22 protein-coding genes are annotated in these 25,303 nt (G+C 36.4%); 12 read left to right on the top strand and 10 right to left on the bottom strand.

Annotation, left to right across the window (positions count from 1 at the left end; genetic code table 11):
- Window positions 1–197 precede the first annotated feature (197 nt).
- The 4 genes from G6R40_RS05430 to G6R40_RS05415 all read left to right on the top strand — a co-directional run bounded on the left by G6R40_RS05430 (window position 198) and on the right by G6R40_RS05415 (window position 4,366).
- Window positions 198–869 carry an SCO family protein gene (locus G6R40_RS05430; RefSeq protein ID WP_165132656.1) on the top strand — a complete coding sequence of 224 codons (672 nt, stop codon included), beginning with the start codon at window positions 198–200 and terminating at the stop codon, window positions 867–869.
- Window positions 870–958: 89 nt separating this feature from the next.
- Window positions 959–1,627: a superoxide dismutase gene (locus tag G6R40_RS05425; protein ID WP_165132653.1), complete on the top strand. Its 669-nt coding sequence runs from the start codon at window positions 959–961 to the stop codon at window positions 1,625–1,627.
- Window positions 1,628–1,767: 140 nt separating this feature from the next.
- Window positions 1,768–3,825 (top strand): M13 family metallopeptidase, encoded by a 2,058-nt coding sequence (locus tag G6R40_RS05420; protein WP_165132650.1) that lies wholly within the window; start codon window positions 1,768–1,770, stop codon window positions 3,823–3,825.
- A 136-nt stretch (window positions 3,826–3,961) separates the two neighbouring features.
- Window positions 3,962–4,366: an META domain-containing protein gene (locus tag G6R40_RS05415; RefSeq protein WP_165132647.1), complete on the top strand. Its 405-nt coding sequence runs from the start codon at window positions 3,962–3,964 to the stop codon at window positions 4,364–4,366.
- Between the two features lie 55 nt (window positions 4,367–4,421).
- Here the strand turns inward: G6R40_RS05415 and G6R40_RS05410 are convergent, their stop codons facing one another.
- The 7 genes from G6R40_RS05410 to G6R40_RS05380 all read right to left on the bottom strand — a co-directional run bounded on the left by G6R40_RS05410 (window position 4,422) and on the right by G6R40_RS05380 (window position 11,526).
- A complete protein-coding gene (locus G6R40_RS05410) occupies window positions 4,422–4,664 on the bottom strand; it encodes a hypothetical protein (protein ID WP_165132644.1) in 243 nt (80 codons plus the stop codon).
- A gap of 298 nt (window positions 4,665–4,962) precedes the next feature.
- The gene (locus G6R40_RS05405) at window positions 4,963–6,318 is read right to left on the bottom strand and encodes a hypothetical protein (RefSeq protein WP_165132641.1); all 1,356 of its coding nucleotides are present in this window, start codon (window positions 6,316–6,318) and stop codon (window positions 4,963–4,965) included.
- A 1-nt stretch (window position 6,319) separates the two neighbouring features.
- Complete coding sequence (locus tag G6R40_RS05400) at window positions 6,320–7,594, bottom strand: hemolysin family protein (RefSeq protein WP_165132638.1); 1,275 nt, start codon at window positions 7,592–7,594, stop codon at window positions 6,320–6,322.
- 112 nt (window positions 7,595–7,706) lie between these two features.
- Window positions 7,707–8,597 carry a 3-hydroxybutyryl-CoA dehydrogenase gene (locus tag G6R40_RS05395; RefSeq protein ID WP_165132635.1) on the bottom strand — a complete coding sequence of 297 codons (891 nt, stop codon included), beginning with the start codon at window positions 8,595–8,597 and terminating at the stop codon, window positions 7,707–7,709.
- 38 nt (window positions 8,598–8,635) lie between these two features.
- The gene (locus G6R40_RS05390) at window positions 8,636–9,448 is read right to left on the bottom strand and encodes a M23 family metallopeptidase (RefSeq protein WP_165132632.1); all 813 of its coding nucleotides are present in this window, start codon (window positions 9,446–9,448) and stop codon (window positions 8,636–8,638) included.
- Between the two features lie 12 nt (window positions 9,449–9,460).
- On the bottom strand, window positions 9,461–10,423 hold the full coding sequence (locus tag G6R40_RS05385; RefSeq protein WP_165132629.1) for a Gfo/Idh/MocA family protein: 963 nt from the start codon (window positions 10,421–10,423) through the stop codon (window positions 9,461–9,463).
- Window positions 10,424–10,497: 74 nt separating this feature from the next.
- Window positions 10,498–11,526 (bottom strand): Gfo/Idh/MocA family oxidoreductase, encoded by a 1,029-nt coding sequence (locus G6R40_RS05380; protein WP_165132626.1) that lies wholly within the window; start codon window positions 11,524–11,526, stop codon window positions 10,498–10,500.
- A gap of 168 nt (window positions 11,527–11,694) precedes the next feature.
- On the opposite strand from G6R40_RS05380, the gene G6R40_RS05375 reads away from it, so the two are divergent.
- The 8 genes from G6R40_RS05375 (at window position 11,695) to G6R40_RS05340 (ending at window position 19,792) form a co-directional block, all read left to right on the top strand.
- On the top strand, window positions 11,695–12,345 hold the full coding sequence (locus G6R40_RS05375; RefSeq protein ID WP_165132623.1) for a protein-L-isoaspartate(D-aspartate) O-methyltransferase: 651 nt from the start codon (window positions 11,695–11,697) through the stop codon (window positions 12,343–12,345).
- Between the two features lie 2 nt (window positions 12,346–12,347).
- Window positions 12,348–13,118 (top strand): nucleoside triphosphate pyrophosphohydrolase, encoded by a 771-nt coding sequence (gene mazG / locus G6R40_RS05370; RefSeq protein WP_165132620.1) that lies wholly within the window; start codon window positions 12,348–12,350, stop codon window positions 13,116–13,118.
- Between the two features lie 131 nt (window positions 13,119–13,249).
- Window positions 13,250–13,846 carry a LemA family protein gene (locus G6R40_RS05365; RefSeq protein WP_165132617.1) on the top strand — a complete coding sequence of 199 codons (597 nt, stop codon included), beginning with the start codon at window positions 13,250–13,252 and terminating at the stop codon, window positions 13,844–13,846.
- Window positions 13,846–14,277, top strand: coding sequence for a TPM domain-containing protein (locus G6R40_RS05360; RefSeq protein ID WP_165132614.1), 432 nt, complete (start codon window positions 13,846–13,848; stop codon window positions 14,275–14,277). The genes G6R40_RS05365 and G6R40_RS05360 overlap by 1 nt, the downstream gene beginning before the upstream one ends.
- On the top strand, window positions 14,258–15,061 hold the full coding sequence (locus G6R40_RS05355; protein WP_165137539.1) for a TPM domain-containing protein: 804 nt from the start codon (window positions 14,258–14,260) through the stop codon (window positions 15,059–15,061). Before G6R40_RS05360 ends, G6R40_RS05355 begins: the two co-directional genes overlap by 20 nt.
- Window positions 15,062–15,181: 120 nt before the next feature.
- Window positions 15,182–15,703 (top strand): NAD(P)H-dependent oxidoreductase, encoded by a 522-nt coding sequence (locus G6R40_RS05350; protein WP_165132611.1) that lies wholly within the window; start codon window positions 15,182–15,184, stop codon window positions 15,701–15,703.
- Window positions 15,703–17,559: a monovalent cation:proton antiporter-2 (CPA2) family protein gene (locus G6R40_RS05345; RefSeq protein WP_165132608.1), complete on the top strand. Its 1,857-nt coding sequence runs from the start codon at window positions 15,703–15,705 to the stop codon at window positions 17,557–17,559. The genes G6R40_RS05350 and G6R40_RS05345 overlap by 1 nt, the downstream gene beginning before the upstream one ends.
- A 202-nt stretch (window positions 17,560–17,761) precedes the next feature.
- Window positions 17,762–19,792 (top strand): M3 family metallopeptidase, encoded by a 2,031-nt coding sequence (locus tag G6R40_RS05340; protein WP_410497357.1) that lies wholly within the window; start codon window positions 17,762–17,764, stop codon window positions 19,790–19,792.
- Between the two features lie 212 nt (window positions 19,793–20,004).
- Here the strand turns inward: G6R40_RS05340 and G6R40_RS05335 are convergent, their stop codons facing one another.
- The 3 genes from G6R40_RS05335 to abc-f form a co-directional block, all read right to left on the bottom strand.
- The gene (locus tag G6R40_RS05335) at window positions 20,005–22,143 is read right to left on the bottom strand and encodes a S9 family peptidase (RefSeq protein WP_165132602.1); all 2,139 of its coding nucleotides are present in this window, start codon (window positions 22,141–22,143) and stop codon (window positions 20,005–20,007) included.
- Between the two features lie 54 nt (window positions 22,144–22,197).
- The gene (locus G6R40_RS05330; protein ID WP_410497356.1) at window positions 22,198–23,121 is read right to left on the bottom strand and encodes a phosphatase PAP2 family protein; all 924 of its coding nucleotides are present in this window, start codon (window positions 23,119–23,121) and stop codon (window positions 22,198–22,200) included.
- Between the two features lie 161 nt (window positions 23,122–23,282).
- Window positions 23,283–25,220: a ribosomal protection-like ABC-F family protein gene (abc-f, locus tag G6R40_RS05325; protein WP_165132597.1), complete on the bottom strand. Its 1,938-nt coding sequence runs from the start codon at window positions 25,218–25,220 to the stop codon at window positions 23,283–23,285.
- Between the last annotated feature and the right edge of the window lie 83 nt (window positions 25,221–25,303).

Genomic DNA, 25,303 nt, shown 5'->3' with positions numbered 1-25,303 from the left:
TAATCTATGAGGTATGTTCTTATGCTGTTATTCTTTTATTATATAATTTGTATATTTGCTACGAGCTAACGGAAACACGTTGAAAAGCAAAGCAATAAGCACCGTTACCAAATCGTTACCTGACTTTTTTGATAATCTTTATAAAAGCTTAGTATTCAACCGATACAGCTTTTTCCTGAAAACTTTAAAATAAATTAATGCAAGATCAATCCACAAAAAGAATGAAGTGGTGGATTTCCGTTGGAGTTCTCGTGTTAATTGCAGCTTTAATTTTTGGTGTGAAATCTTATATGAACGCCTCACTTTTTACGGTGATGAAGGTTCCCGAATTTTCTTTAAAAGATCAAAATAACCAAACAATTACCGACAAGGAAATGCTCGGGAAAGTCTATCTCGTGGAGTTTTTCTTTAGTAAATGCCCTACAATTTGTCCTGTGATGAATTCTAATATGCGTTATATCGAAGATCAAATTAACGATCCTAATTTTGGAATCATTTCCATAAGCATAGATCCCGAAAATGATACACCCGAAACTTTGAAAAATCATGCGCGCAAAATAGGTGCTAAATCCCCAAATTGGCATTTTTTGACAGGTGATAGAACTTACATCGGTGAAATTGCCAAGAAGTTTGATATTTATGTTGGTGACCAAAAAGACAAAGCCGAAAGCCTTAATCATAGCGGCGAAATTGCGTTAGTAGATAAAGACGGTAACATCCGTTGTCGTTTTGGAAAAGACGGCATGCCTATTTTGTATTATTCAGGTTTGAATTATGAGGATGAAGCAGGAACCAAAGCCAGTTTGGTGGGGAAATACCATCCCGACCGAGAGATTCTTATTGAAGATATCAAAAAACTACTTCGTTAATCGTTAATTAATGTTAAGAATGTCTGTAAATGCCCACAAATAGACTATTTTTATAAAACTAAAATGTTTAATTCAAAAAAATAAATACAATGAAAGTTTTGAAAATAGCCACAGTTTCTTTTCTAGTAGCCGCAGTTTTTATGTCTGCACAGTTTAAACAATCACCACTTCCTTATGCTTACAATGCTTTAGAATCGGCTGTAGATGCGCAAACTATGGAAATTCATTACTCCAAACATGCTGCAGGATATACCGCGAATTTGAATAAAGCCATCGCAGGAACACCTATGGAAAAAGAAAGTTTGTTTACAATTCTTTCTCATATTTCTAAAGAATCGCCAGCTGTTCGTAATAACGCTGGTGGACATTATAACCACGAGCTATTTTGGACGGTTTTAACGCCTAAAAAAGACACCAAAGCTTCCGCAAAGCTATCGAAAGCCATTATTGACAACTTTGGAAGTATGGATGCTTTCAAAGAAAAAATAGCCAAAGCAGGCGCGGATAGATTCGGTTCGGGTTGGGCTTGGTTAATTGTAACGGCAGACAAAAAACTAGCGATTACCTCTACAGCCAATCAGGATAATCCGTTGATGGATGTTGCAGAAACAAAAGGAACGCCTATTTTCGGTATCGATGTTTGGGAACATGCTTATTATTTAAAATACCAAAATAAGCGTGCTGATTATTTAAAATCACTTTGGGAAGTTGTTAATTGGGACGAAATCTCAAAACGTTACGACATGGCAATCAAATAACTATTTAATGTTTAAAAATATACAACTCGCTTTTTCACCTGGAGAAGCGTTTTTTTTTGTGTTAAAATTTAATCTAATTTTTTTGTGCTAGATGTAACATACTTCTATTTCTATCGACTGATTTTTTAAATATTTTAAAAATGAAAAAACTTACATTTTCACTATTTTTATTGGTTGGTATGGGTGCGGTAAACACAATGCACGCACAGGCTCAAAAACCAGCAGCAGTTAATCATAATCAAGATAAAGGTCTCGACATTAGCCTTATGGATAAGTCTGTCCGCCCACAAGATGACTTCTACAATTATGTGAGTGGAACTTGGATGAAAACTGCAAAAATCCCTGCTGACAAGCCAACTTGGGGAAGTTTTAATAAACTTGCCGAAGATACAGATAACAATTCCATGACGATTCTTAATTCATTGTTGAAAGATAAATTCAATGATGGAACTGAAGGCAAAAAAATCCAAGATTTATATGCTACGTATATGGATATGGATAAGCGTAATGCTGACGGGATAAAACCTATCCAAGCTAACCTTAACAAAATTGACGCTATTAAAACTATGGCAGATCTGCAAGCCTATTTGATTTCTGTGACCAAAGATGGCGAAAATACACTTTACGGCTGGGGCGTAGATGCGGATCTTAAAGATTCTAAAATGAATGCCGTTTATTTAGGTGATGCTTCTTTAGGTTTGGGAAGAGATTATTACCAAAAAGTCAACGAAAAAAATACTGAAACTTTAGCAGAATATCAAAAGTATGTGGCGTCGATGCTAGATGTTTTGGGTTATAAAAACTCTACGGTTACTGCCAAAAGTATTGTTGAATTCGAAAAGAAAATCGCAAATACTTATTTAACAAACGAGCAAGTACGTGACGCGACTTTACAGTATAACCCGAAAACAATGGCTGAGCTGAAAGCTTTGGTAAAAAATGTTGACCTAGCGGCTTATCTTAAAAGCGTAGGCGTTAATACTGATAAAGTGATTATCGGTGAGATAGGCTATTACAAAAATTTTGACAAGCTTTTTAACAGCAAAGATCTACCATTAATTAAAGATTATCTTAAATTCCACATGATTAATGGCAGTGCAAGTTATTTAACTAAAGCTTTGGATGATAAACGTTTTGCATTTTATGGAAAATATCTAAGTGGTCAACAAGAGCAAAGAGCGCTTAATAAAAGAGGTTATCAGTTAATCAATGGTGTTTTAGGAGAAGCTTTTGGTAAATTGTATGTTGATAAATATTTCCCTGCTTCTGCAAAAGCACAGATGGTAGAGCTTATCGATTATCTTAAAAAAAGTTTTGCAGTACACATCAACGATCTTAACTGGATGTCATCTACAACCAAAGTAAAAGCTTTAGAAAAATTAAACAAATTCACAGTTAAAGTGGCTTATCCAGACAAGTGGAAAGATTATTCTAAATTGGATATCACTTCTGGAGCGAAAGGTGGAACATTGTACAGCAATTTGCAAAATGTAACCGAATGGCAATATCAAAGAGATCTTGACAAAATTGGTAAAGCTGTGGACAAGTCGGAGTGGGGGATGACACCTCAAATGGTGAATGCCTATTACAATCCATTGAATAACGAAATCGTTTTCCCAGCGGCAATTCTTCAACCGCCTTTCTTCAATCCAGAAGCTGATGCCGCCGTTAATTTTGGAGGAATTGGCGCTGTTATCGGACACGAGATGACACATGGTTTTGACGACTCAGGTGCGCAGTTCGATGCAGATGGTAATCTTGTCGATTGGTGGACACCAGAAGATAAAGCCAACTTCGAAAAAGCAACAAAAGCTTTAGCAAGTCAGTTTGATAAGTACGAACCTGTTAAAGGAACTTTCGTTAACGGAACATTTACCAATGGTGAAAATATTGCAGATTTAGGTGGTATTAACATCGCTTTTGATGCGCTTCAAATGTATCTTAAAGATAAAGGGAATCCTGGTAGCATCAGTGGTTACACACAAAATCAAAGATTTTTCTTAAGCTGGGCAACCGTTTGGAGAACTTTATCGAGTGAAAAATATATGGTGAATCAAGTGAAAACCGATCCACATTCGCCAGGTTATTTCAGAAGTTTTGGTCCATTGGTTAACACGGATGCATTCTACAAAGCTTTTGATGTTAAAGAAGGAGACAAACATTATAAAAAACCAGAAGAAAGAATCAGAATCTGGTAATTGCTAGGTTTTATTTATAAGGCGCCGCATCTACGATGCGGCGCCTCTTTTATTGCGTATATATTATTTTTAGAAAATTAATTTTATCTTTGAAAAAGAAATGCAAAAACTTGTCTTTCTTCAAAAATTTAAAATTATGAAACATTTATTTCTTTCAATATCTGCGGCACTTATCCTAGCATCTTGTGCAGCATCTAGCTATTCTGTGAAAAAAGGCGGAAACCAGGTAGCCCTTACGGGAAGTTCTTGGATTTTGGCAGAAGAAGTTAGTACAGAGCAACCGACTTTAGTGGTAGAGGCTGATAAAATCTCAGGTAATACAGGTTGTAACAATTATTTTTCGACCAATGTTGCGATCGATCCAAAAGCCGGAACTTTTGCCGCTACCAATGTAGGCTCTACCAGAAAAGCTTGTGTTAATATGAGTGTGGAGACAGGCTTTCTTAATATGTTGCAGCAAGCCAACCGTTATGTGGTGAGTGGCGATACATTAGAACTTTACAAAGACAACCTGTTACTTTTGAAATTCAACAAAAAATAAAAAAACGGAACTCAAAATTGAGTTCCGTTTTTCGATTTTAAGTATTTAAAAATTCTTAATCCTCTTCTTCTTCGTCATCGTATTTTGCCAATTCAGCATCACACCATTTGAAGGCCTCTTCAACCACTTTTGTAGCCTCGTTAGCCAAAGTCTCCTCGTCATCGCCTTCTAGGTCGTCCAACCATTCAACTTCTTCTTCCTCAACATTAAGGATAAAACGAGGATATTCTGTATGTACTACAAAAAGATCTTCTGGGAAATCTGTGTTGTCCGCCAATAAAAACTTAGGTAAAGTCATATCTATAAAATTTAATAGTTTCTAATATTTTTTTAGGAGCAGGTCATCGACACATGCTTTGGAATATTCTACCCGCTTTCCGTTGCAATCTTTTTGCTCGGCAAGGCCTCTCGCAAAAAGGATTTTCACTACAATCGGGGCTAGGTGGCAGATAATCCATTCTTTGTCTAGACACAATCCTTGCATCAAAGATAACAAAAATAACTTTTCCGAAAACCTAAAATTCGTTTTTCGCAAAAAATCATATTTTCAAATTTTTTGTTCTACAAGATTCCCGGTTTTTGAGAAAATAGAAGGATTATTTTTTGTCAAATTTTTGGAACTGGTTGCGTTTTATCTTTAATTTAGAATCAACACGATAGGGCGTCAATACACGAGGATTCAGGGTGTCTTTCGCGGAAAACGTCAGATTTATTTTTGGATTAACCGTGCTGATGATTTCGGCAGCGCGGATGTTGGCAAGGTCTTCACGAGATTTTAGATAAAACAAAATGTCCGTGTTTTCCATATTTTCGGATTTTAGAAAAGCCTTTATTTCTTTTCGGTTTTCGAGATAATTTCCTTTAGATAAGTATGTAAAGGCAAAACCCGTCAACAAACTTCCCAAAGGAACCCAATACGCCAAATTCCCAAATCTCTCGATAAGCTTTTTGAAATAGTACATCCAAATGGAAAGACTGAAAGGCGCTAACAAACGATAATCTATTGGGTTAACCGAATAAAAATATTGCACCAAAAAGGAACATGCCAAACCTACAAAACCCGTCCAAAGGAGCAACTCGTCAAAAGCTGTATTTTTTGATTTAACAACAAAATATAAAATCACCAGAATATTGATAATTCCGATGCCGTAAATGCCATAATTGACAATGCCGCCTGATGGATCAGCGATGTGTACAAATGGATTGTATGTTGTGGCCAAACCTTGCCAAAGTTCTGTTAATAATAATGATGTTGGTTTAACACCAATATTCAGAAAATCATTGACATAATCTTCATTAAAATAATCAACATATAAAAACTTAAAACCAATGATAAACATAAGTCCTAGTGAGGCAGAAAGAATAAAATATTTACCATAACGGGTTTTAATTTTTAAAAGCCCAAACCAGCCCAAACCAGCCATTAAAAATAAAGCGCTGTATCGAAAATTGTAACAAATAATCAATAACAAACTTAGCATTAAAACCGATTTTATTCCAGGGATGTTAGCATCAATCGTTTGTTTAGAATAATACAGTAAAAAGAAAACAAATGGCAGAATGGGCGCTTCGCTCATGGTATATGAAAATACCGAAACAAAACTAAACAATGCCGACATCATCACTACTTCTTTGAAATAAAAGTCTTTTCTATAAGCAAAAATCAACATCAAAGTGTAGGCGATAAGTCCCACTAATTTGCTGCTCCAAAATTCGTCTAAGCCCAAATTCGTAAACAACCAAATCTCAAACGGATAGCCTAAAGGCGCAGTGGTATTGTCAATGATGGGTAACATATTTGCCTGACGCATGTATCGTATAGAGTCTGGATTAACGCGTCCTTTTTCGTTGAGCAGAAAGCGGACGATAATCATGACATAGGTCAAAATGATGATGGCAATATTGCAGATTTTTGAAAATCGAGGATGTTTTAGAAAATAAAAATTTATCATACTATTTTTGAACTTTTACTTTAGAAATTCGTTGTCCGTTTTTCTCAAGAATATAATATTTAAGATTATGGATATGCAGCTCATCACCCACTTGGGGAAGGTTATTCGTGTTGTTGATAATATAGCCTGCCACGGTATTGTATTGGTTGTTGATGTGCTCTTCCTCCTCCTCTTTGTTGAAGTAATCCAGAAAATCATAAATGTCCATTCCAGCATCTACGATCCAAGTGTTGGTGGCAATTTTTTTAATTTCAGGATTTTTTTCTTCATCGTGGGTCGTGTCGCCAACCAGCTCGTCGATGAGGTCATTTAGGGTGATGATGCCTTTTACACTTCCATATTCGTCGATGACGATGCCATAATGATTTTTAGTTTTTTTGAACTGATGAAGCACTTGGTAAGCTTTTGTGGTTTCATTAAAATAAAGTGGTTCTTTAATATAATTTGAAACTTTAAAATCTGACGCATTCGATGCTAGAAACAAATCCTTAATAATTACAATACCTAGAATGTTATCAATGTTATTATTTTCACAAACGGGATAGGCGGAGTGCTTGCCATCTTTTATTTTGTTGCGAATATCTTCCCAAGAATCTTGTGTGTCAAAAATAATCATATCGCTTTTCGGCGTATAAAGTGCATTTGCTTTTCGGTCGCCAAGTTCAAAAACGCGTTCTACGATATCTTGTTCAATATTCAGAATTTCGCCACCTTGGGCACTTTCTTTCACCATCGATACAATTTCTTCCTCCGAAACCGAATGGTCCACATGGTCATCAATTTTAAAAATTTTAGCTAATAAATTATTGGAAACCGATAATAACCAAACAAAAGGAGAAGCAATTTTTGAAAGCAAATTCATAGGTTTGGCAACAACGAGTGTAATGCTTTCCGGAAAGCTCATTCCTAGTTTTTTAGGAAATAATTCGCCGACAACAATCGAAAAATAAGTGATGATGATAACACTTGCAGAAACGGCAATTTGGTTGGCATAAGCGGCGAGAAAGTCTATTTTTAGAATTAAATTTTTTAAATCTTTGGTAATACTCTCACCACTGAAGATTCCTAAAAGAACGCCAATTAGCGTAATGCCGATTTGTACGGTTGATAAAAATCGGGTAGGATTGTCGATTAGCTGAAGTGCTGCTTTTGCGGAAGGACTTCCTTTCTTTTTCAGATTTTCCAACTTGAATTTTCTTGAAGATACCAATGCCATTTCTGACATGGCAAAAACGCCATTCAAAATAATCAATGCAATAAGGATGAGGAGTTCCATAGAGTTTTTTTGAATTTACTAAAATACTAATCTTTCTAGCTAATTTTTGTATTTAAATGAAAAAAGCCACAAACAAAATTTGTGACTTTTTAGATTTAAGTTTTATAAGAAATTATTTCGAGAACATTTTCGAGACTTTTTCTGCTTTTTTTGATTCTGAATAGTCGTAGAAACCTTCACCAGATTTTACACCCAATTTTCCAGCCATTACCATGTTTACTAACAATGGATTTGGTGCATATTTTGGATTTTTGAAACCGTCATACATCACATTAAGAATGGCTAGACAAACGTCTAGACCGATGAAGTCTGCTAATTGTAATGGTCCCATTGGGTGTGCCATGCCCAACTTCATCACGGTGTCGATTTCTTCCACGCCAGCAACGCCGTTGTACAATGTTTCGATAGATTCGTTAATCATCGGCATTAAAATTCTGTTCGCTACAAATCCTGGATAATCATTAACTTCTACAGGCACTTTACCTAAAGTTTTGCTCATTTCTGCAACCGCATTGTAAGTTTCTTGCGATGTCGAGTAACCTTTGATGATTTCTACCAATTTCATAATAGGAACTGGATTCATAAAGTGCATGCCGATAACTTTGTCTGGTCTTTTTGTCGCAGCGGCTATTTTCGTAATCGAAATAGATGATGTATTGGTTGCCAAAATACAATTAGCTGGAGAAAACTCATCCATTTGACCGAAGATTTTTAGTTTCAAATCTTGGTTTTCTGTAGCGGCTTCCACGATAAGATCAGCAGTTTTAGCAGCATCTTGCAAAGCGGTGTAGGTTGTGATATTTCCTAAAGTTTCCGCTTTTTGTTCTTCTGTAAGGTTGCCTTTTGCGATAATACGATCAAGATTTGTGGTAATGGTTTTGATCCCTCTGTCTAAAGCTTCTTGAGAAACGTCAACCAAACTTACACTAAAACCTGTTTGTGCAAACGTATGGGCAATACCATTTCCCATGGTGCCGGCACCTATTACTACGATGTTTTTCATTTTTTATATTTAATTTTTCTTATTTAAAATTTATTCTTTTAATAGTCGCGGGAATAGATTTTTTTATCTTCTAATATAATTGGATTTTTTTGATCTTTCACCCGAAATTTTGTTTTATAATAAATCCTGTCCGCATTTATTTTGTTATTGTAAACTGAAAAATGCAAATGCGGACCTTTGCTCCAGCCTGTATTTCCACTATAGCCAATAACTTGCCCTCGCTCTACATCATCACCCTTGGCAACTAATGAACCATTCTTTTTTAAATGTACATATTCCGCTAAAGTCCCATCATTATGAAGCACTACAATTTTGTTGTTAAATTCTGAGCAGCTTTTGGTTAAACAAGATTTATCGGAATCTATTTTCACAAATACAACTTTACCAGCTCTAGAAGCCAAAACTTTCGTTCCTATTTTGTGACTGAAATCTAAGGAGTATGCATTTTGATGAGAAAAGCTCCCATTGTAAGCTTGGTAAATACTTTGGGAGGTGTTTTTTTCGTAAGGTAACCAATATTCGTAATCATCCGATTTTGCATTATTAACATCGCCCAAAACGTAATAGGTTTTGTAGTTAAAATTGTAGGCTTGCTTTTTTTGAATAGGTGAAATGTGTGTTAATTTGATTTTATCTGATTTTGCAGGTATCACCATAACACTTTTATCAGCTAATGTTGAGTTAACGTTTTTGCCTTCAAAAGTAAATTCAATGCTTACTGGAGCATATTCGTTATTGGTAACATAAAGTATAATATCACTATTGTTTTTTTCTTTTTCAATTTTGATATCGAGATCCTCTTGAGAAAAAAAATAACATGGTAACAAAAGGAATAATAGATTTTTCACCATTTTTTCAATAAATTAACTTATCAACTTCATGATTTTGAGAGCTACTTTCAAAGCTTCTGTACCATCTTCTAAAGAAACCTCGATAGGTTTGTCATTTTCTATGGCATAGGCAAGACTTTCCAACTCGTCCAAAATAGCATTGTTGGGTTGGATATTTGGATATTCGAAAAGAATTTGATTTTTTTCGCCTTCCGCATTTTCAATAATCATATCGAAAGGTGATGGCTCTTCGGGCGCATCTTTCATACGGATAACTTCGGCTTTCTTTTCTAAAAAATCGACAGAAATATAGGCGTCTTGCTGGAAAAATCGAGATTTTCTCATGGCTTTCATAGAAATTCTCGACGTTGTTAAATTGGCAACACAGCCGTTTTCAAATTCGATTCGGGCATTGGTAATGTCTGGCGTTTTCGAAACCACACAAACACCGCTGGCGTGGATGTCTTTAACGGGTGATTTTACCAAACTTAATAAAATATCCAAATCATGAATCATCAAATCCAAAACCACAGAAACATCCGTCCCACGAGGGTTGAACTCCGCAAGACGATGGATCTCGATAAACATTGGGTTTTTGATGTAATCTTTGGTCGCAATAAAAGCTGGATTGTAACGCTCGACATGTCCTACTTGCGCTTTGATGCCTTTTTCTTTGCAAAGCCTGATAATTTCTTCAGCTTGTTCTAGCGTTTGGGTAATTGGCTTTTCGATGAAAAAATGCTTGCCTTTTTCAATGGCTTTTTTAGCATAATCGAAATGATACAATGTTGGGGTCACAATATCCAAAACATCTATCTGAGATAATAATTCATCCAGATTATCAAAATATTTGTAACCGAATTCAGCTTCTAGTTTTTTACCATTTTCGGTATCGCTGTCATAGAAACCAACAAGATGGTATTTTTCGGATTGATTAAGAAGTTTTAAATGAATTTTTCCTAAATGTCCTGCACCGACAAGACCTGCTTTTAACATAAATAAATTTATTTTTTAGAATCGTAAAGATAATGATTTTTAAGCGTTTTGAAATGTCAATTTTATGAATGAAATCACAGCTTAATTTTGCTACTTGTCAACACACTTTTTTCTGCAGCTTCCATAATTTTTAAGCTTTTAACAGCCTCGCTTGCAGGTACCGGAACTTCTTCGTCCATCACAATACTGCGGTACAAATCGTCAAAAAGTCCAAGGTAATTACCTTGTAATGTTTCAATTTTTTTGCGATGTTCTCCAATGTTTAGGATAGCTTCTAGTGTTTTATCTTCAGTTCCCCAATTGTCTCGATTAGGCATTTTTCCCAGTTTTAAATCATCTTCTTGGACATCGCCACGCATTTTGATGAAACTGCCATTTCGACCTTGCAATACATAGCCAGGGAGTTGTTCTTTAGCGAAAAAAGTAGCCTTCAATCGCACACGATTGTTAGGGTAGAATAGGAGAATGTCAAAAAAATCGTTGACTTCGCTATTGGGACGCAAAGTTCTGATGTCCGCAAAAACAGCTTCTGGCCAGCCAAAAAGTACCAAAGCCTGATCGATAATATGGGCGCCAAGATCCATCAAAATTCCCGAACCTGGTTGGTTTTTTTCTTTCCAAGCTTTTGGGTTGAGGTTGGGGTTGTAACGTTCGAATCGTATTTCGGCTTCTAAAATTTCGCCGAGCTCGCCTGATTTTAAAATATTTTGAGTCGTTAAAAAATCACTGTCCCAACGGCGGTTTTGGTAAACGCATAGTTTCAGATTTTTTTCTATTGCGATGTTGTCTAGTTCTTCAGCTTCTGAGGACGTCGCGACAAATGCTTTTTCTACCAATACATGTTTGCCAGCTTCTAAAGCTTTTTTGGCGTATTCGTAATGCGTGTATATCGGCGTATTGACAATGATTAATTCGGCATCGCTTTGTAAAACGTCTTCTAAAGAATCAAAACTTTTAGTTTGTGGATAATCTTTTTGAATGTTTTTTTTACTTCGTTCCCAAGCGCCAATCAACTCATAGCCTTCATGAACATTGAGAAAAGGTGCATGAAATAGTTTCCCAGAACCACCATAAGCTAACAGTGCTGTTTTTACCAATTGCATATTTTTAAAGTTTAATCAAAGTTAAGAATTCGGTGTTAAGAACCAAGAGTCAAGAACCAAGAATCAAGAATCAAGAACCAAGAGTTAAGAGTTAAGAAGTGAGAATTAAAATTCAAACACAACTGATAAAATTTTGAAATGCGATTTCATTCTTTTATTTTTGCCTAGATGAGAGATTCTTTTGTACATCGCGGAAAACGTCGCCAGTTGGTAGAATACCTTCAGCGTGGTTTGGGCATTCAAGATCCTTTGGTTTTAAAAGCTATGAACGAGGTGCCTCGCCATCTCTTTATAGAAAGTATTTTTGAAGATTTTGCATACGAAGATCGCGCTTTTCCTATTGCCGCAGGACAGACGATTTCTCATCCTTCCACCGTTGCCGAACAATCCGAGTTGTTAGAATTGATCCCAGGAGAAAAAGTTTTGGAAATCGGAACTGGCTGTGGCTACCAAACCGCTGTTCTGATGGCAATGGACGCGCAAGTATATACGATAGAACGTCAAAAAAATCTATACGACTTTTCGGCTAAAATTTTTCGGGATATGTTGATGCGTCCGAAATATCAAAGTTTTGGAGATGGTTTCGAAGGTTTGCCAAGTTTTGCGCCTTTTGACAAAATTATTGTGACTTGCGGAGCCGAGCAGTTGCCAACCGAACTTTTGAAACAACTGAAAATAGGTGGTAAAATGGTAATTCCGTTAGGGAAAACCGAAGAACAGATGTTATGCCGATTTACCAAAGTTTCTGAAAAAGAATTTGAAAAAGAAGAATTCGGAATTTATAAATTCGTACCTATGTTACAGGACAAAAATCATTAATCATGAATACAAAGCAGGAAAAAATGGAAGCTTTCGGGCGATTGCTCGATATTATGGATGATCTTCGTGAGAAATGTCCTTGGGATAAAAAGCAAACTTTTGAGACTTTGCGCCATTTGACATTAGAAGAAACCTACGAGCTGTCCGATGCGCTTTTGACAGAAGATTTACAAGAGATTAAAAAAGAACTTGGTGATGTATTGTTACATTTGGTTTTTTATTCTAAAATAGGTTCGGAGAAAAATAGTTTTGACATTGCGGACGTTATTAATGCTCTGAATGATAAATTGATTTTCCGTCATCCTCATATCTATGGCGATACCATTGCAGAAGATGAAGAAACGGTTAAGCAAAATTGGGAAAAACTAAAACTTAAAGAAGGTAACAAGTCTATTTTGTCGGGCGTTCCGAAGTCTATGCCGTCGCTTATCAAAGCCTATCGCATTCAGGTTAAAGTGAAAGGCATCGGTTTTGAGTTCGATTCTGCCGATGATGCTTGGCTCAAAGTTGAGGAAGAACTTGGAGAATTTCATGCGGAAACTGAGCTGGATAAAAAGGAAAAAGAATTGGGCGATGTGTTCTTTTCGTTGATTAACTATGCAAGAATTTCCGGGCTTAATCCAGATACAGCTTTAGAAAAAACCAATCATAAATTCATCTCCAGATTTCAAAAAATGGAAGATTTGGCAAGAGAAAAAAATCTGGTGCTTGCCGATCTCAATCTTACAGAAATGGATCAACTTTGGGAAGAAGCAAAAACTTTTGAGATCTAATTTAAACTTAAATTTACACCAAAAGTTTTTGGGAGATATTTTGCAGTTTAGTTTAAAATGTAAACTATTTCCTTATTTAATACAGAGAAATTTCTATCTTTGGTTTTATAACAATTTAAAATACATAAACTATGAAAGGAAAAGGCTGTCTAGTCCTAGTAATTGCCCTAGTTGTTATTGCAGGTATTGCATTGATGTGGGGTATTGGTGTTCGTAATAATTTTGTAACTCAGAAAAATGGCGTAGAATCAAAATGGTCAAACGTTGAAACGGTTTATCAAAAAAGAGCGAACCTTATCCCGAACCTTGAAAGAACTGTGAAATCTTATGCTAAATTTGAGCAAGAAACTTTAACGCAAGTTGTTGAAGCAAGAGCTAAAGCAACGTCTGTTAATATTGATCCTACCAATATGACCGAAGCGGATATGGCAAAATTCCAAGCGGCACAAGGTCAATTGTCTAGCGCATTAGGAAGATTAATGATGGTTGTGGAAAAATATCCTGACTTGAAAGCAGATCAACAATACACCAACTTCCAAAGAGAATACGTAGCGATAGAAAACAGCATTCGTACAGAAACGGTGTACTACAACGATGCAGCTAAAGATTACAATATTGCTATCCAAAAGTTCCCGAATAATATTGTAGCTAATTTTACAAACTTTAAAGAAAAACCTTACTTCAAAGCTGACACAGGCGCAGAAAAAGCACCAGAAGTTTTTAAATAATGTACACATCTTTTTTGACAAATAAAGAAGTTGCATCCTTGGTAGATGCTATACAACAAGCCGAGTCTATGACTTCGGGCGAGATTCGTGTGCATATTGATTCTACCACAATTGACAATAATGCGAAAGTGGCTTGGCAAGTTTTCAAGTCACTTAATATGAATCAAACCAAAGAGCGAAATGCCGTGTTGTTTCATATTAATTTTGAACAAAAATATCTCACAATAATCGGTGACGAAGGTATTCACAAAAAAGTTCATCAAGACTTTTGGGATCAACTGCACGATGAGATTACCACAGCATTTGCGAGTTCAAAATATCATAAAGGCATTCACGATGCAATTCTTAAAACTGGTCAAGAACTTAAAAAATATTTTCCAACCAGCGAAAATAATACGAATGAATTATCCAATGAGATTAGCTTCTCGTAGCAGTCTTTTCTTGATTTTGTTGCTGAGCTTCTTCGGAGGTTTGATGGCACAAGATATTCCAGAAAAGCCCAAAGTCCTTTATCCAGTTTATGACCAGGCAAATCTTTTGACGCAGAAAGAACAAGATTTGCTGAATCAAAAATTAATCAAATTTGCAGATTCTACATCTACAGAAATAGAAGTTATTATCCTTCCGACAACTGGCGGACAAGACATCAACTTCTTGGCAACAATGTATGGTCAAAAATGGGAAATTGGTCAAAAAGGTGTTGACAATGGCGTTGTTTTTATGATTGCAACGGAAGATCGAAAGTTTGCTATTCAGCAAGGTCGCGCAGTCGAGCAATATTTGACTGCGTCTGTAGCAGGACAAATTCTAGATTATTTGGTAACGCCAGCCTTCCGAAAAGGAGAGTGGTACAAAGGTATAGATAGTGGAACTTCCGCAATAATGGAAGCTGTGCAAGGAAAGTTTAAACCAGCAACCAAAAAGAAAACACCAGAAAATAGTATCAACATTGGAAGTATTATTTTTATTATCGTCTTGATTATTATTTTCATTTCTATCATTAACGGTAATGGAGGTGGTAATGGCGGCAACTATGACGATGATGACGATGTTATCTTGTCAAGAGGTGGAAGTCGCAGATACCGCGGCGGATTCTTCCCATTCCCAGGTAGTTTCGGCGGTGGAGGCTTTGGCGGTGGATCTTCTGGTGGCGGCTTTGGTGGTTTTGGCGGCGGCGGTAGCTTTGGCGGTGGCGGTGCCAGCGGCGGTTGGTAAGCTTATTTTATCAAAATATACAAAAGCAATTCTTAAAAGGATTGCTTTTTTTATTATATAAATGAGATTAATAGATTGCTTTCTTTTTGATAATTAAGTAATTTTACACAAATCAGAATTTTGAAAAAAACATTGGTGCTTTTTGCACATCCTTATTTTGAACATTCTACAACCAATGTGGAACTTATAAAAGCCTATAAGGACAATCCGGATATTGAGTTCAGAGATCTATACGAAGATTATCCCGACTTTCATATTCAGCCATTTCGAGAGAGAAAAAGAATTGTTAATTACGAAAGAATTGTTTTTCATTTTCCCTTGCTTTGGTTTGGGATGCCGCCTTTGTTAAAACTTTGGATTGATGAGGTTTTGGATATGAAATGGATAAACCATCAGGATCACAACCCACTTTCAAATATGGAAGCGATTATCGTGGTGAGCGTTGGTGGAAAAGAAGAAAGCTATACCGATAAAGGTCTTTATCGTACCCAATTGTCCAATCTTACTTTGGGCTTGAAATTATGTATCGAAACCAATAATATGATTCTAAAAGATGAACTTTTCATCTACCAAGCCGACGATATTAAAATTTTTGAAATAAAACCTTTCACCGAATTATTAAAAAAAATGCTTACTGATTAATGGAAAGTTCAATTGCAATGACCGCACTCATCTTTTTAGGCGCTGCCATCGTGATGGTTCCTATCGTCAAGCGCCTGGGACTTAGTTCCGTTATAGGCTACATTGTTGGCGGGATTATCATAGGTCCTTTTGTTTTAAAACTCACAGGAAATGAAGCTGGCAATGTCATGCATGCGACAGAATTTGGAGTGATTATGATGTTGTTTTTAGTCGGTTTAGAGTTGGATCCCAAGAAGCTTTGGGCCATTCGGAAAAGGATTTTAGGATTAGGACTTAGCCAATTGCTTATTACAATTATAGCATTATTCGCAGTTTTTTATTTTGCAGGATGGCGCACCAATAAGGCTTTTGTCATCGCCATGTGTTTTGCATTATCATCGACAGCTATTGTTTTGCAAACTTTGAAAGAAAAAAATCTTTTTCGAACAGCAAGTGGCGAGGCGTCCTTTTCGATACTGCTTTTTCAAGATATTGCAGTAATTCCGATTTTGGCATTATTGCCTATTATTTCACCATTGGATACGGATAATTCGCACGAAAAGATTTTGTTACAATATTTGCCAGATTGGCTGCAGCCTTTTTCACTATTGGTTGGGATGGTAGCTTTGGTCTTATTAGGAAAATATGTATTCGTACCGTTTCTAAGATTCGTTTCAAAATCTGGTATGAACGAACTTCTAACAGCTTCTTCGTTGTTCTTGGTTATTGGTGTTTCAGAATTAATGATTTCCGTAGGTCTTAGTCCAGCTTTAGGCGCTTTTATTGCTGGCGTTATGCTTGCCAACAGCGAGTTTCGCCATGAGTTGGAAAGCCAAATAGATCCTTTTAAAGGACTTTTGTTAGCAGTTTTCTTTGTAAGTGTGGGCTCGACAATTAATTTTACAATTATTAAAAACGATCCTGTTTTTATTTTTACAACTGCGTTTGGGGTTTTGGCTGTTAAAGCTTTGATTCTCTTTGGAATAGCCAAATATTATAAAATGAATAATAACCAAAGCTTTTTCATTGCTTTTGCATTATCGCAAGTTGGTGAATTTGCTTTTGTGTTGGTGAATTTCTCAACCAGTTTATACCTTATCGATAAGCAAACAAATGCTGAGATGTTAGCAGTTGTTGCCATTACAATGTGTGTGACACCATTCTTGCTAATGTTTAAAGAAGGTTTTTTGGATGATAAATTTAATGAAGAAAAACCTGGGGCTTTACCATTAGAACCGATTACCCAACGGAAAATTATTATTGTAGGCTTTGGTTTTTTTGGAAGTACCGTAGGCCGACTTTTAAGAGCTAATGGCGTGAGGTCAACAGTTTTGGATAGCGATCCGGAGCGAATAGCTTTATTGAGATCCAACGGTTTTAATGTCTATTTTGGTGATGCAACCAAACATTCTTTGCTTCGTGCTGCGGGTATTGAAGATGCATCGATTCTTATTATTTGTTTGGACGATCCAGAAAAAAATAAATTGATTGTCGAATATGTTCATGAAAACTTTCCGAAAGTTAAAATCTTTGTAAGAGCCAAAAACAGACTAGACGCCTACGATTTTATCAACAATGGCGTGGAAAATATCTACCGCGAAACTTTAGGGACAGCTGTAGATTTGGCGGTCGATGTTTTACGGGCAACAGGCATGCGAAGCTACACCGCAAGACGCATGGGGAAACGATTTATGCTAATTGACAAAGCTTCGACAAAAAAATTAGCCAAACAGCAAGTTAGCGATTTAGTCACTTTTGGACTTCGGGATTCTTACGAACGCGAAGCAGAATTGTTGGCTTACGATAGCATTACGTTTGATGAAAATTTTTGGAGCGAAGACGATGATGATGACAAAATGGAAGAAGAAAAAAGTTAAAACCGAATTTCCATTCTCAGCCGCATTCCATTCATAATATTTTTTCTACCTTTAGATATTCAATAAGAAAATTAAAATGAAAAAAGTAACAACTAGCGTGTTGATGGCTATTTTGGCTTTCAATATTTCTTGTAGTACAATGAAACAAAATACCACAACAGAGACGGCTACAACTAGCCAAAGTAATTCGGGCGACGATGCGATGAAAAATAATCCTTTCATGACCAAAAGTAAGCTTCAATATGAAGCGCCAGAATTTGATAAAATTAAAGATTCGGATTTCAAACCTGCTTTTGATTATGGATTGAAACAACAAGAACAAGAAATCAATATGATTGCTAACGTTCGATCTGTACCAACTTTTGAAAATACAATTCTCGCTATTGAGAAAAGTGGGGAAGTCTTAAAACGTGCGCAGATTGTGTTTTACAATTTGACAAGTGCCAATACCAATCCAACTTTACAAGCTTTGGAGGAAGAATATGCACCCATTTTTGCAGCACATTCGGACAAAATATTTCTTAACGAGTTTCTTTATAATAAAGTAAAATCTATAAAAGAAGATGGTCTAGATTCAGAAAGTAAAAAGCTCCTTCAATATTATAAACAAAATTTTGAAATCGCTGGCGCTAATCTTTCAGCTGAAAAGAAAGAAGAATTAAAACAAGTTAACCAAGATTTGGCATCTTTATCAACACAGTATTCTAACAAGTTGTTGGAAGCAAGAAAACAAGGTGGTGTTTTAATTTCTGATGTTAAAGAGTTGGATGGCCTTTCTGCCGACGACATTGCCGCCGCCGCTGCCGATGCAAAAGCCGCGGGGCAAGACGGTAAATATCTTTTGGCGCTTCAGAATACCACGCAGCAACCAATGCTTCAGAATCTTAAAAATCGTGCAACTAGAGAAAAACTGTTTAAAGCATCTTGGCAAAGAGCAGAAAAAGGTGATGCTAACGATACACGTGCCACCATCGAAAAATTAGCGAAACTAAGACTTAAAAAAGCACAAATCCTTGGTAAGCACAATTTTGCTGAATGGAAGCTACAAGACCAAATGGCAAAAACACCAGATGCTGCTAAACAATTGATGGATCAGTTGGCAAAACCTGCTGTGGAAACTGCAAAACGCGAAGCCAAAGATATTCAGAATTTGATAGATCAACAAAAGGGCGGTTTCAAACTTGAGCCTTGGGACTGGAATTTTTATGCAGAACAAGTGCGAAAAGCAAAATTCGATCTTGATGAAAATGAAATAAAACCTTATTTTGAACTTACAACAGTTTTGGAAAAAGGTGTTTTTTATGCAGCTGAAAAATTCTATGGTATCACTTTTAAGAAAAGAACCGATTTGCCAGTTTATCATCCAGATGTTGTGACTTACGCAGTCTTTGACCATGATGGTAAATCTCTAGCTATTTATTATTTGGATTTCTATACTAGAGATTCTAAAAGTGGTGGCGCATGGATGAGCAATTTTGTAGAGCAATCGCACATGATGGGTACCAAACCTGTCATTGTAAATTGTTATAACTATCAAAAACCTGCTCCAGGAAAAGCATCACTTATTAGTTATGATGATGTTACGACGATGTTCCATGAGTTTGGACATTCTATTCATGGGATATTTGCAGATCAAAAATACACCTCTTTATCAGGGACCAATGTTCCAAGAGATTTTGTAGAATTTCCATCTCAGATTAATGAGCATTGGGCATTGGATCCTGTAGTTTTGAAAAATTATGCAATTCATTATGAAACCAAGCAGCCAATACCGCAAGCGTTGGTGGATAAGATAAAAAGGGCAGCGACTTTTAACCAAGGTTATATGACCACAGAATTGGTGTCTGCAGCGATTTTGGATATGGATTGGCATACGGTAACGAAAGATGCGGATTTTAAACCAGTATTGGATTTTGAAAAAGCGTCTTTGTTGCAACATGGCTTCACTTTGGGAACTGTTCCGCCACGATATCATACGCCTTATTTTGCACACATTTGGGGTGGCGGCTATTCGGCGGGTTATTACGCTTATATTTGGTCGGAGACTTTAGATGCTGATGCTTGGGAATGGATTCGTGATAATGGCGGATTAACTAGGGAAAACGGGGATAGATTCCGTAAGTATATTTTGTCCGTTGGTAATTCGGTGGATCTTAATAAAGCTTTCAAAGATTTTACAGGCCGTAATCCCGACATCAAACCATTGTTAAGAAACAGAGGTTTTATTAAATAAGAATTTAAATTTTTAGAAATAAACAAAAAGCAAGAGAGATCTTGCTTTTTTTGTTGAATCTGCGGCCGGGATGGTAAGGGCGCGAGCGTGAGCGAGCGGTCTGAAGACATTGCTAAGATTAAGCTTGGGGTGTCTGAAGACGGTACCCCTGCACAGCCCGAAATGCCGCCCAAATAAAAATCCGCCCTATACATGGAGCGGATTTCTAGAATTTATTTTTTCAAATGTTGGTCAAAATAATCGGTGACTTTTTGCATCAGATGAACGCGGTCTTTGCCGATAACATTGTGCTCGTGGCCAGGATAAACAAAATAATCCAGTTGTACGCCATTGTCCACAGCTGCTTTTAAAAACTTCATAGAATGTTGCCAAACCACCACGTCGTCTTGTGCACCATGTATCATTAATAATTTGCCTTTAAGATTCTGAACTTTGTCCAAAAGATTGGCTTTGGCGTAACCTTCCGGATTCTCTTGTGGCGTGTCCATATAACGTTCTGTGTACATTATTTCGTACATGTTCCAGTCGATAACGGGGCCGCCAGCAACGCCAGCTTTGAAGACATCTGGATGTTTCAACATAAATGAGGTTGTCATAAAACCGCCGAAACTCCAGCCGTGAATTCCCATATTTTGTGCATCCACATAAGGAAGCGATTTTAGATAATCCACACCTTTTAGTTGGTCGTTCATTTCTGTTTCTCCTAAATTTCTAAACACAGCTTGCTCAAATTTTAGTCCACGGTTAGACGATCCGCGACCATCCATTGTGAAGATGATATAGCCGTTTTGTGCCATATATTCGTACCAAAGGTTGCCAGAAGCTGGGAAAGAATTGGTCACCAATTGCAAGTGTGGGCCGTTGTACAGATAGACAATTGTCGGATATTTTTTGTTGGGATCAAAATCGGTTGGTAAGATGATTTTTGCATAAAGATCTGTGCCATCATCAGCTTTTAATGTCACGTTTTTAATTTCGGGACGTTTGTAATTTTTTAATGGATTTTCTGATGTTAAAATATTCTCAGACTTCAAGTTATTGGTATGGATGATGTTGGCAACTCTTGGCGTTGTCGCATTGGCGTAAATATCATATAGCATGGATCCGTCTTTTGAAAGGATTGCTTGGTGCATACCTTTATCTTTTGACAATTTTTCGATTTTTTGGTTTTGCCAATTCACCCGATAAAGATGTCTTTCCAAAGCCGTTTCTTTAGTAGAAACAAAATAGATGTCTTTTTGTTTTTCATTAAAACCAAGAATTTCGGTTACCAACCAATCGCCATTTGTCAATTGTGAAACCAATCCTTTATCTATATTGTAAAGGTATAAATGGTTATAACCCGTTCTTTGACTTTGCCAAATAAAATCCTTATTAGAACCTGGTAAAAAAAGCATTGGATTTTGCGGTTCTACATATTTGTCACCTTTTTCTTCGAATAAAGTTTTTATGAAATTACCAGTTGAAGCATCATACTGATTCAACTTCATGTCGTTTTGACCGCGATTAAGAACGGCTACGAAAATATATTTGGAATCTGGACTCCACGACACAGCTGTTAAATATTGTTCTTTATCACCATCAATTTTTAAAAATGTTGTCGAATTGTTTTTGATGTTGAAAATACCCAAAGTTACTTCGTGTGACTTTTGCCCAGCCATTGGATATTTGATATTCTTGTTGACAGCGGGTGTTACAGACCAATCGATAATGGGATAATCTTTCACCATGCTTTGGTCCATTTTGTAGAAAGCCACCAATTCCGAATTAGGTGCAGGAAAGATTCCGCCTTTTATTCCAAATTCGTTTCTGTGGACCGCTTGGCCATTCACAATATCTTTGTTTTGGTCGTTGGTAATGGCGATTTCTTTTCCGTTTTTGTTTAAAAACAAGTTATTGTCTTTGGTATAAACGAAGTTTTTGTTGTCTGCTAAAAGTTGAAAATTTTCTTTGTTTTCTGGCATCGTAGTTTTTTCGGCAATCGTCCAGTTTTTTCCAGTTTTTTTCAACCAAGTTATTTCATTATTTGCCACAAAATAAGCGCTGTCATTTCCAATAAAATTAATTCTAGGAAGTGCTTTTAATTTTTTTGTACCAAGATGTTGATTCAGTTGAAACAACGAAATTAAAGTGTCTTGTTTTTTCGTTTTCAAATCTGTGGCTAAATAAGCATTTTTCACAGATTGGATGTAGGATTGTCCATCTTCTGACCACGAAAATTGAGAAATGCTTTTAGGAGCTAAAGTGCTTCGCATGCCATTAACCGCTTCCGCCATGGTAAATTTTTGTTCCTGTGCAAAAGCCAAGCTGCTAATTGATAAAGCAAGCAAAGAGTATTTTAAAAATTTCATTTGAAAAGGTATTAAATATCCAAAAATACGGATTTATCTTTGAATTTTTAGCGTTTAAAATTTAATACTTAATCCTAGTGTTTTGTATTCGTAAACTTGTGCTGCGGTTAACTGAAGTTTGTATTTTTTAGGTTTGTTAGCGATATTTTTATCAGAAGATTTTGTAATTCTGGATTTTGCAATATTTTTACCAATAATGTAACCCAACAAAATTGCGATAGGATAGTCGGATGCCCAGTGGACTTCGCTTTGCATCATCTCAAAAGCTAAAAGTCCTAAAAGTGAGTATCCTATAGGTTTTATCCATTTTTTTTCGGGATAGTTTTCTGTTAATACGGTTAACGCAGACATGGCGGTCATTAGGTGTCCAGAGGGCATAGCGTCATATCGGGAAGTGTCATTTTGATAGGTTTTAAAACTGGGCGCAAATTTCCAAGCGCTGTGTTGACGACCTTCATTAATGGTAACAAAAGGACTTTCGCGTCCTGTTAATCTTTTTATAGGTTGAGAAAATAATCCCGAAATAGCAATACTTTCTAGCAATTGTAATGATGTGCTCATCGCACGATAGTCGTTGTCAATAAGTCCATAAGTTAGCATTCCGCCAGATAAAAGTACCACGGTCATTCCGTTTCCTAAAAAATAAAATGCGGAGTTAGCATTTCCTGGAATAATTTTTAAAGGGCCTAAATCTTTGTAATAATGATCTTCTGATAATCCCAAATCATTGCCAAAACTGCGACTATTTTTAATAACCCAAGGATCTGCAGGTAACATAGCGAGTGTTAAACCTAACGCACCTAATGAATAAGGGTAAACTTCTTTTGAAACGACATCTTTGGCAGTTCCTACAACGTTAGTCGGGATTTTGTTAACCAAGTCCCAGATTCTTGGTTTTTGATAAGTAAAGGTTTCGGTTTCTGAGATTTTGTAAGATTGTGTTTTGGGTAATTCTGCAATTATATTATAGAGAACAATACTGTCTTTTTCTTGACAGAACAAATTTATACAGGACAGAAAGCTTGCTGCAATTAATGATTTTGAGGGGATATTCATGGTAGTTTTTATGTTGCCGCGAATTTAGCATAATTTTAAAGAAGCTAAAAAAAAATCCTTCAGTTATGAAGGATTATTAAATATTATGAAGTCTGCTCGGACAGATATTCCCATTCTTGTAGGGCTACGTCAAGATCTTCTTTTGTTTTGTTATATTTTTCTAAAGTGTCGTCACTAGGGTTTTCTTTAGTAAACTGAGTTTCAAATGTTGCAATCCTTTCCTCAAGTTCAGAAATGCGTTCTTCAACTTTTTTAATTTTATTTAAAATCGCTTTTTGTTCTTTACTCACAAAAGCATTGTTGGTAGAATTTTCTGTGGCGATTGGCTTTTCCTCGGCTTTTTTTTCTTCAACAGCTTTTTGGACTTCACCATGAAGTTTTGCCTTTTCAATAGAAACTTCGCGAATGCTTTCTTTTTGACGGAATTCTAGGTATTCATCAATGTTTCCTAAGAATTCTTTCATTTTTCCATCACGGAATTCAAAAATTTTATCACAAAGTCCTTGTAAAAATTCACGGTCGTGAGAAATAACAATCAAAGTCCCTTCGAATTTCTGTAAAGCCAATTTGATAATTTCCTTTGACTGAATGTCCAAGTGGTTTGTAGGCTCATCCATAATCAACGTATTGAACGGACGTAGCAACAATTTGCAAAGTGCCAGACGGTTACGTTCTCCACCAGAAAGGACTTTGGTTTTCTTGTTAACATCTTCACCTTGGAACAAGAAAGATCCTAGCAAATCACGAACTCTAGGTCTGGTTTCTTCGGTTGCGGCATCTTCTGCTTCTTGTAAAACCGTTTTGTCAGGTGTTAAAACTTCTTCTTGATTCTGAGCAAAATAGCCAATGTTAACATTGTGACCGAGTGTCCACGATCCCGAATAATCTTTAATATCGTCTGCCAAGATTTTTGCTAAAGTGGTTTTGCCTTGACCATTCTGTCCCAACAAAGCGATACGATCGCCACGTTGTATAAAGAAATCGACATCATCAAAAACCTTTTTGTTGCCATAAGATTTTCCTAGTTTATCGGCTTCGAAAACCACCTTTCCCGGAACAACAGATTGTACAAATCGGATATTGAATTTCGATACGTCATCGTTATCAATTTCGATGCGTTCTATTTTTTCTAATTTTTTAATCAAAGATTGCGCGAAAGAAGCTTTTGTCGCACTAGCACGGAACTTGTTGATGTTATCTTCCATCTGCTTGATTTCGGCATCTTGATTTTTCTTAGCTTGTGTTAGCTTTTCGCGACGTTCTGCACGCATCACAAGATATTTGGTATAGTTGGCTTTGTAGTCGTCAACTTTTTTGTTGTTGATGTCAAAAGTTCTGTTGCAGACAGCAGTCATAAACTGTTTGTCGTGACTTACCAATACAATGGCGCCATTGTAATCTTTAAGGAAATTTTCGAGCCATACGATAGATTCCATGTCCAAGTGGTTGGTAGGCTCATCGAGAAGCATCAAATCATTTTTTTGTAAAAGAAGTTTTGCGAGTTCTATTCTCATGCGCCAGCCACCAGAAAATTCGTCGGTGATTTTTTGAAAATCGTCAGCTTTAAAACCTAAACCAAACAATACTTTCTCCACATCGCCTTCCAAATTATAAGCATCATGATTCATCAACAGATCATTGAGTTCCGTCATTTTTTGAATGATATTGGAATAGTCATCGCTTTCGTAATCAGTTCTGGTTGCCAGTTGGTGGTTAACGTTATCCAGTTCTGCTTTCCACGCGTTGATTTGTTCAAAAGCCTGCATGGTTTCGTCCCAAACGGTTCTGCCTTTTACAAAATCAAGGTCTTGTTTTAGGAAGCCAATTGTAATGTTACCATCGGGTACAACGTTGCCTTCGTAGAAATTAATTTCTCCAGAAAGCATTTTGAGAAGCGTAGATTTCCCAGCGCCATTTTTCCCAACCAATCCGACTTTGTCATCTTTTTTGATCGTAAAATTGACATCTCTAAAAAGATAACTTCCCGAATGATGAAGTCCTAAACCTTGTACTGAAATCATGTTTTAAAATTTTCGGTGCAAAAGTAAGGATTTTAAGCGAGAGAGAAAATTTGCTTTTTGCTATTAATATCCAATAATTTTGA

It is taken from the genome of Chryseobacterium sp. POL2 (assembly GCF_011058315.1).
GTDB lineage: Bacteria > Bacteroidota > Bacteroidia > Flavobacteriales > Weeksellaceae > Soonwooa.
This window is presented reverse-complemented; position numbering and strand designations above follow the sequence as displayed.

What these genes read in the sequence shown, in the direction of transcription:
- G6R40_RS05430 (WP_165132656.1), top strand. Translation starts at nt 198, where the DNA reads ATGCAAGATCAATCCACAAAAAGAATGAAGTGGTGGATTTCCGTTGGA.
- G6R40_RS05425 (WP_165132653.1), top strand. Translation starts at nt 959, where the DNA reads ATGAAAGTTTTGAAAATAGCCACAGTTTCTTTTCTAGTAGCCGCAGTT.
- G6R40_RS05420 (WP_165132650.1), top strand. Translation starts at nt 1,768, where the DNA reads ATGAAAAAACTTACATTTTCACTATTTTTATTGGTTGGTATGGGTGCG.
- G6R40_RS05415 (WP_165132647.1), top strand. Translation starts at nt 3,962, where the DNA reads ATGAAACATTTATTTCTTTCAATATCTGCGGCACTTATCCTAGCATCT.
- G6R40_RS05410 (WP_165132644.1), bottom strand. Translation starts at nt 4,664, where the DNA reads ATGACTTTACCTAAGTTTTTATTGGCGGACAACACAGATTTCCCAGAA.
- G6R40_RS05405 (WP_165132641.1), bottom strand. Translation starts at nt 6,318, where the DNA reads ATGATAAATTTTTATTTTCTAAAACATCCTCGATTTTCAAAAATCTGC.
- G6R40_RS05400 (WP_165132638.1), bottom strand. Translation starts at nt 7,594, where the DNA reads ATGGAACTCCTCATCCTTATTGCATTGATTATTTTGAATGGCGTTTTT.
- G6R40_RS05395 (WP_165132635.1), bottom strand. Translation starts at nt 8,597, where the DNA reads ATGAAAAACATCGTAGTAATAGGTGCCGGCACCATGGGAAATGGTATT.
- G6R40_RS05390 (WP_165132632.1), bottom strand. Translation starts at nt 9,448, where the DNA reads ATGGTGAAAAATCTATTATTCCTTTTGTTACCATGTTATTTTTTTTCT.
- G6R40_RS05385 (WP_165132629.1), bottom strand. Translation starts at nt 10,423, where the DNA reads ATGTTAAAAGCAGGTCTTGTCGGTGCAGGACATTTAGGAAAAATTCAT.
- G6R40_RS05380 (WP_165132626.1), bottom strand. Translation starts at nt 11,526, where the DNA reads ATGCAATTGGTAAAAACAGCACTGTTAGCTTATGGTGGTTCTGGGAAA.
- G6R40_RS05375 (WP_165132623.1), top strand. Translation starts at nt 11,695, where the DNA reads ATGAGAGATTCTTTTGTACATCGCGGAAAACGTCGCCAGTTGGTAGAA.
- mazG (WP_165132620.1), top strand. Translation starts at nt 12,348, where the DNA reads ATGAATACAAAGCAGGAAAAAATGGAAGCTTTCGGGCGATTGCTCGAT.
- G6R40_RS05365 (WP_165132617.1), top strand. Translation starts at nt 13,250, where the DNA reads ATGAAAGGAAAAGGCTGTCTAGTCCTAGTAATTGCCCTAGTTGTTATT.
- G6R40_RS05360 (WP_165132614.1), top strand. Translation starts at nt 13,846, where the DNA reads ATGTACACATCTTTTTTGACAAATAAAGAAGTTGCATCCTTGGTAGAT.
- G6R40_RS05355 (WP_165137539.1), top strand. Translation starts at nt 14,258, where the DNA reads ATGAGATTAGCTTCTCGTAGCAGTCTTTTCTTGATTTTGTTGCTGAGC.
- G6R40_RS05345 (WP_165132608.1), top strand. Translation starts at nt 15,703, where the DNA reads ATGGAAAGTTCAATTGCAATGACCGCACTCATCTTTTTAGGCGCTGCC.
- G6R40_RS05340 (WP_410497357.1), top strand. Translation starts at nt 17,762, where the DNA reads ATGAAAAATAATCCTTTCATGACCAAAAGTAAGCTTCAATATGAAGCG.
- G6R40_RS05335 (WP_165132602.1), bottom strand. Translation starts at nt 22,143, where the DNA reads ATGAAATTTTTAAAATACTCTTTGCTTGCTTTATCAATTAGCAGCTTG.
- abc-f (WP_165132597.1), bottom strand. Translation starts at nt 25,220, where the DNA reads ATGATTTCAGTACAAGGTTTAGGACTTCATCATTCGGGAAGTTATCTT.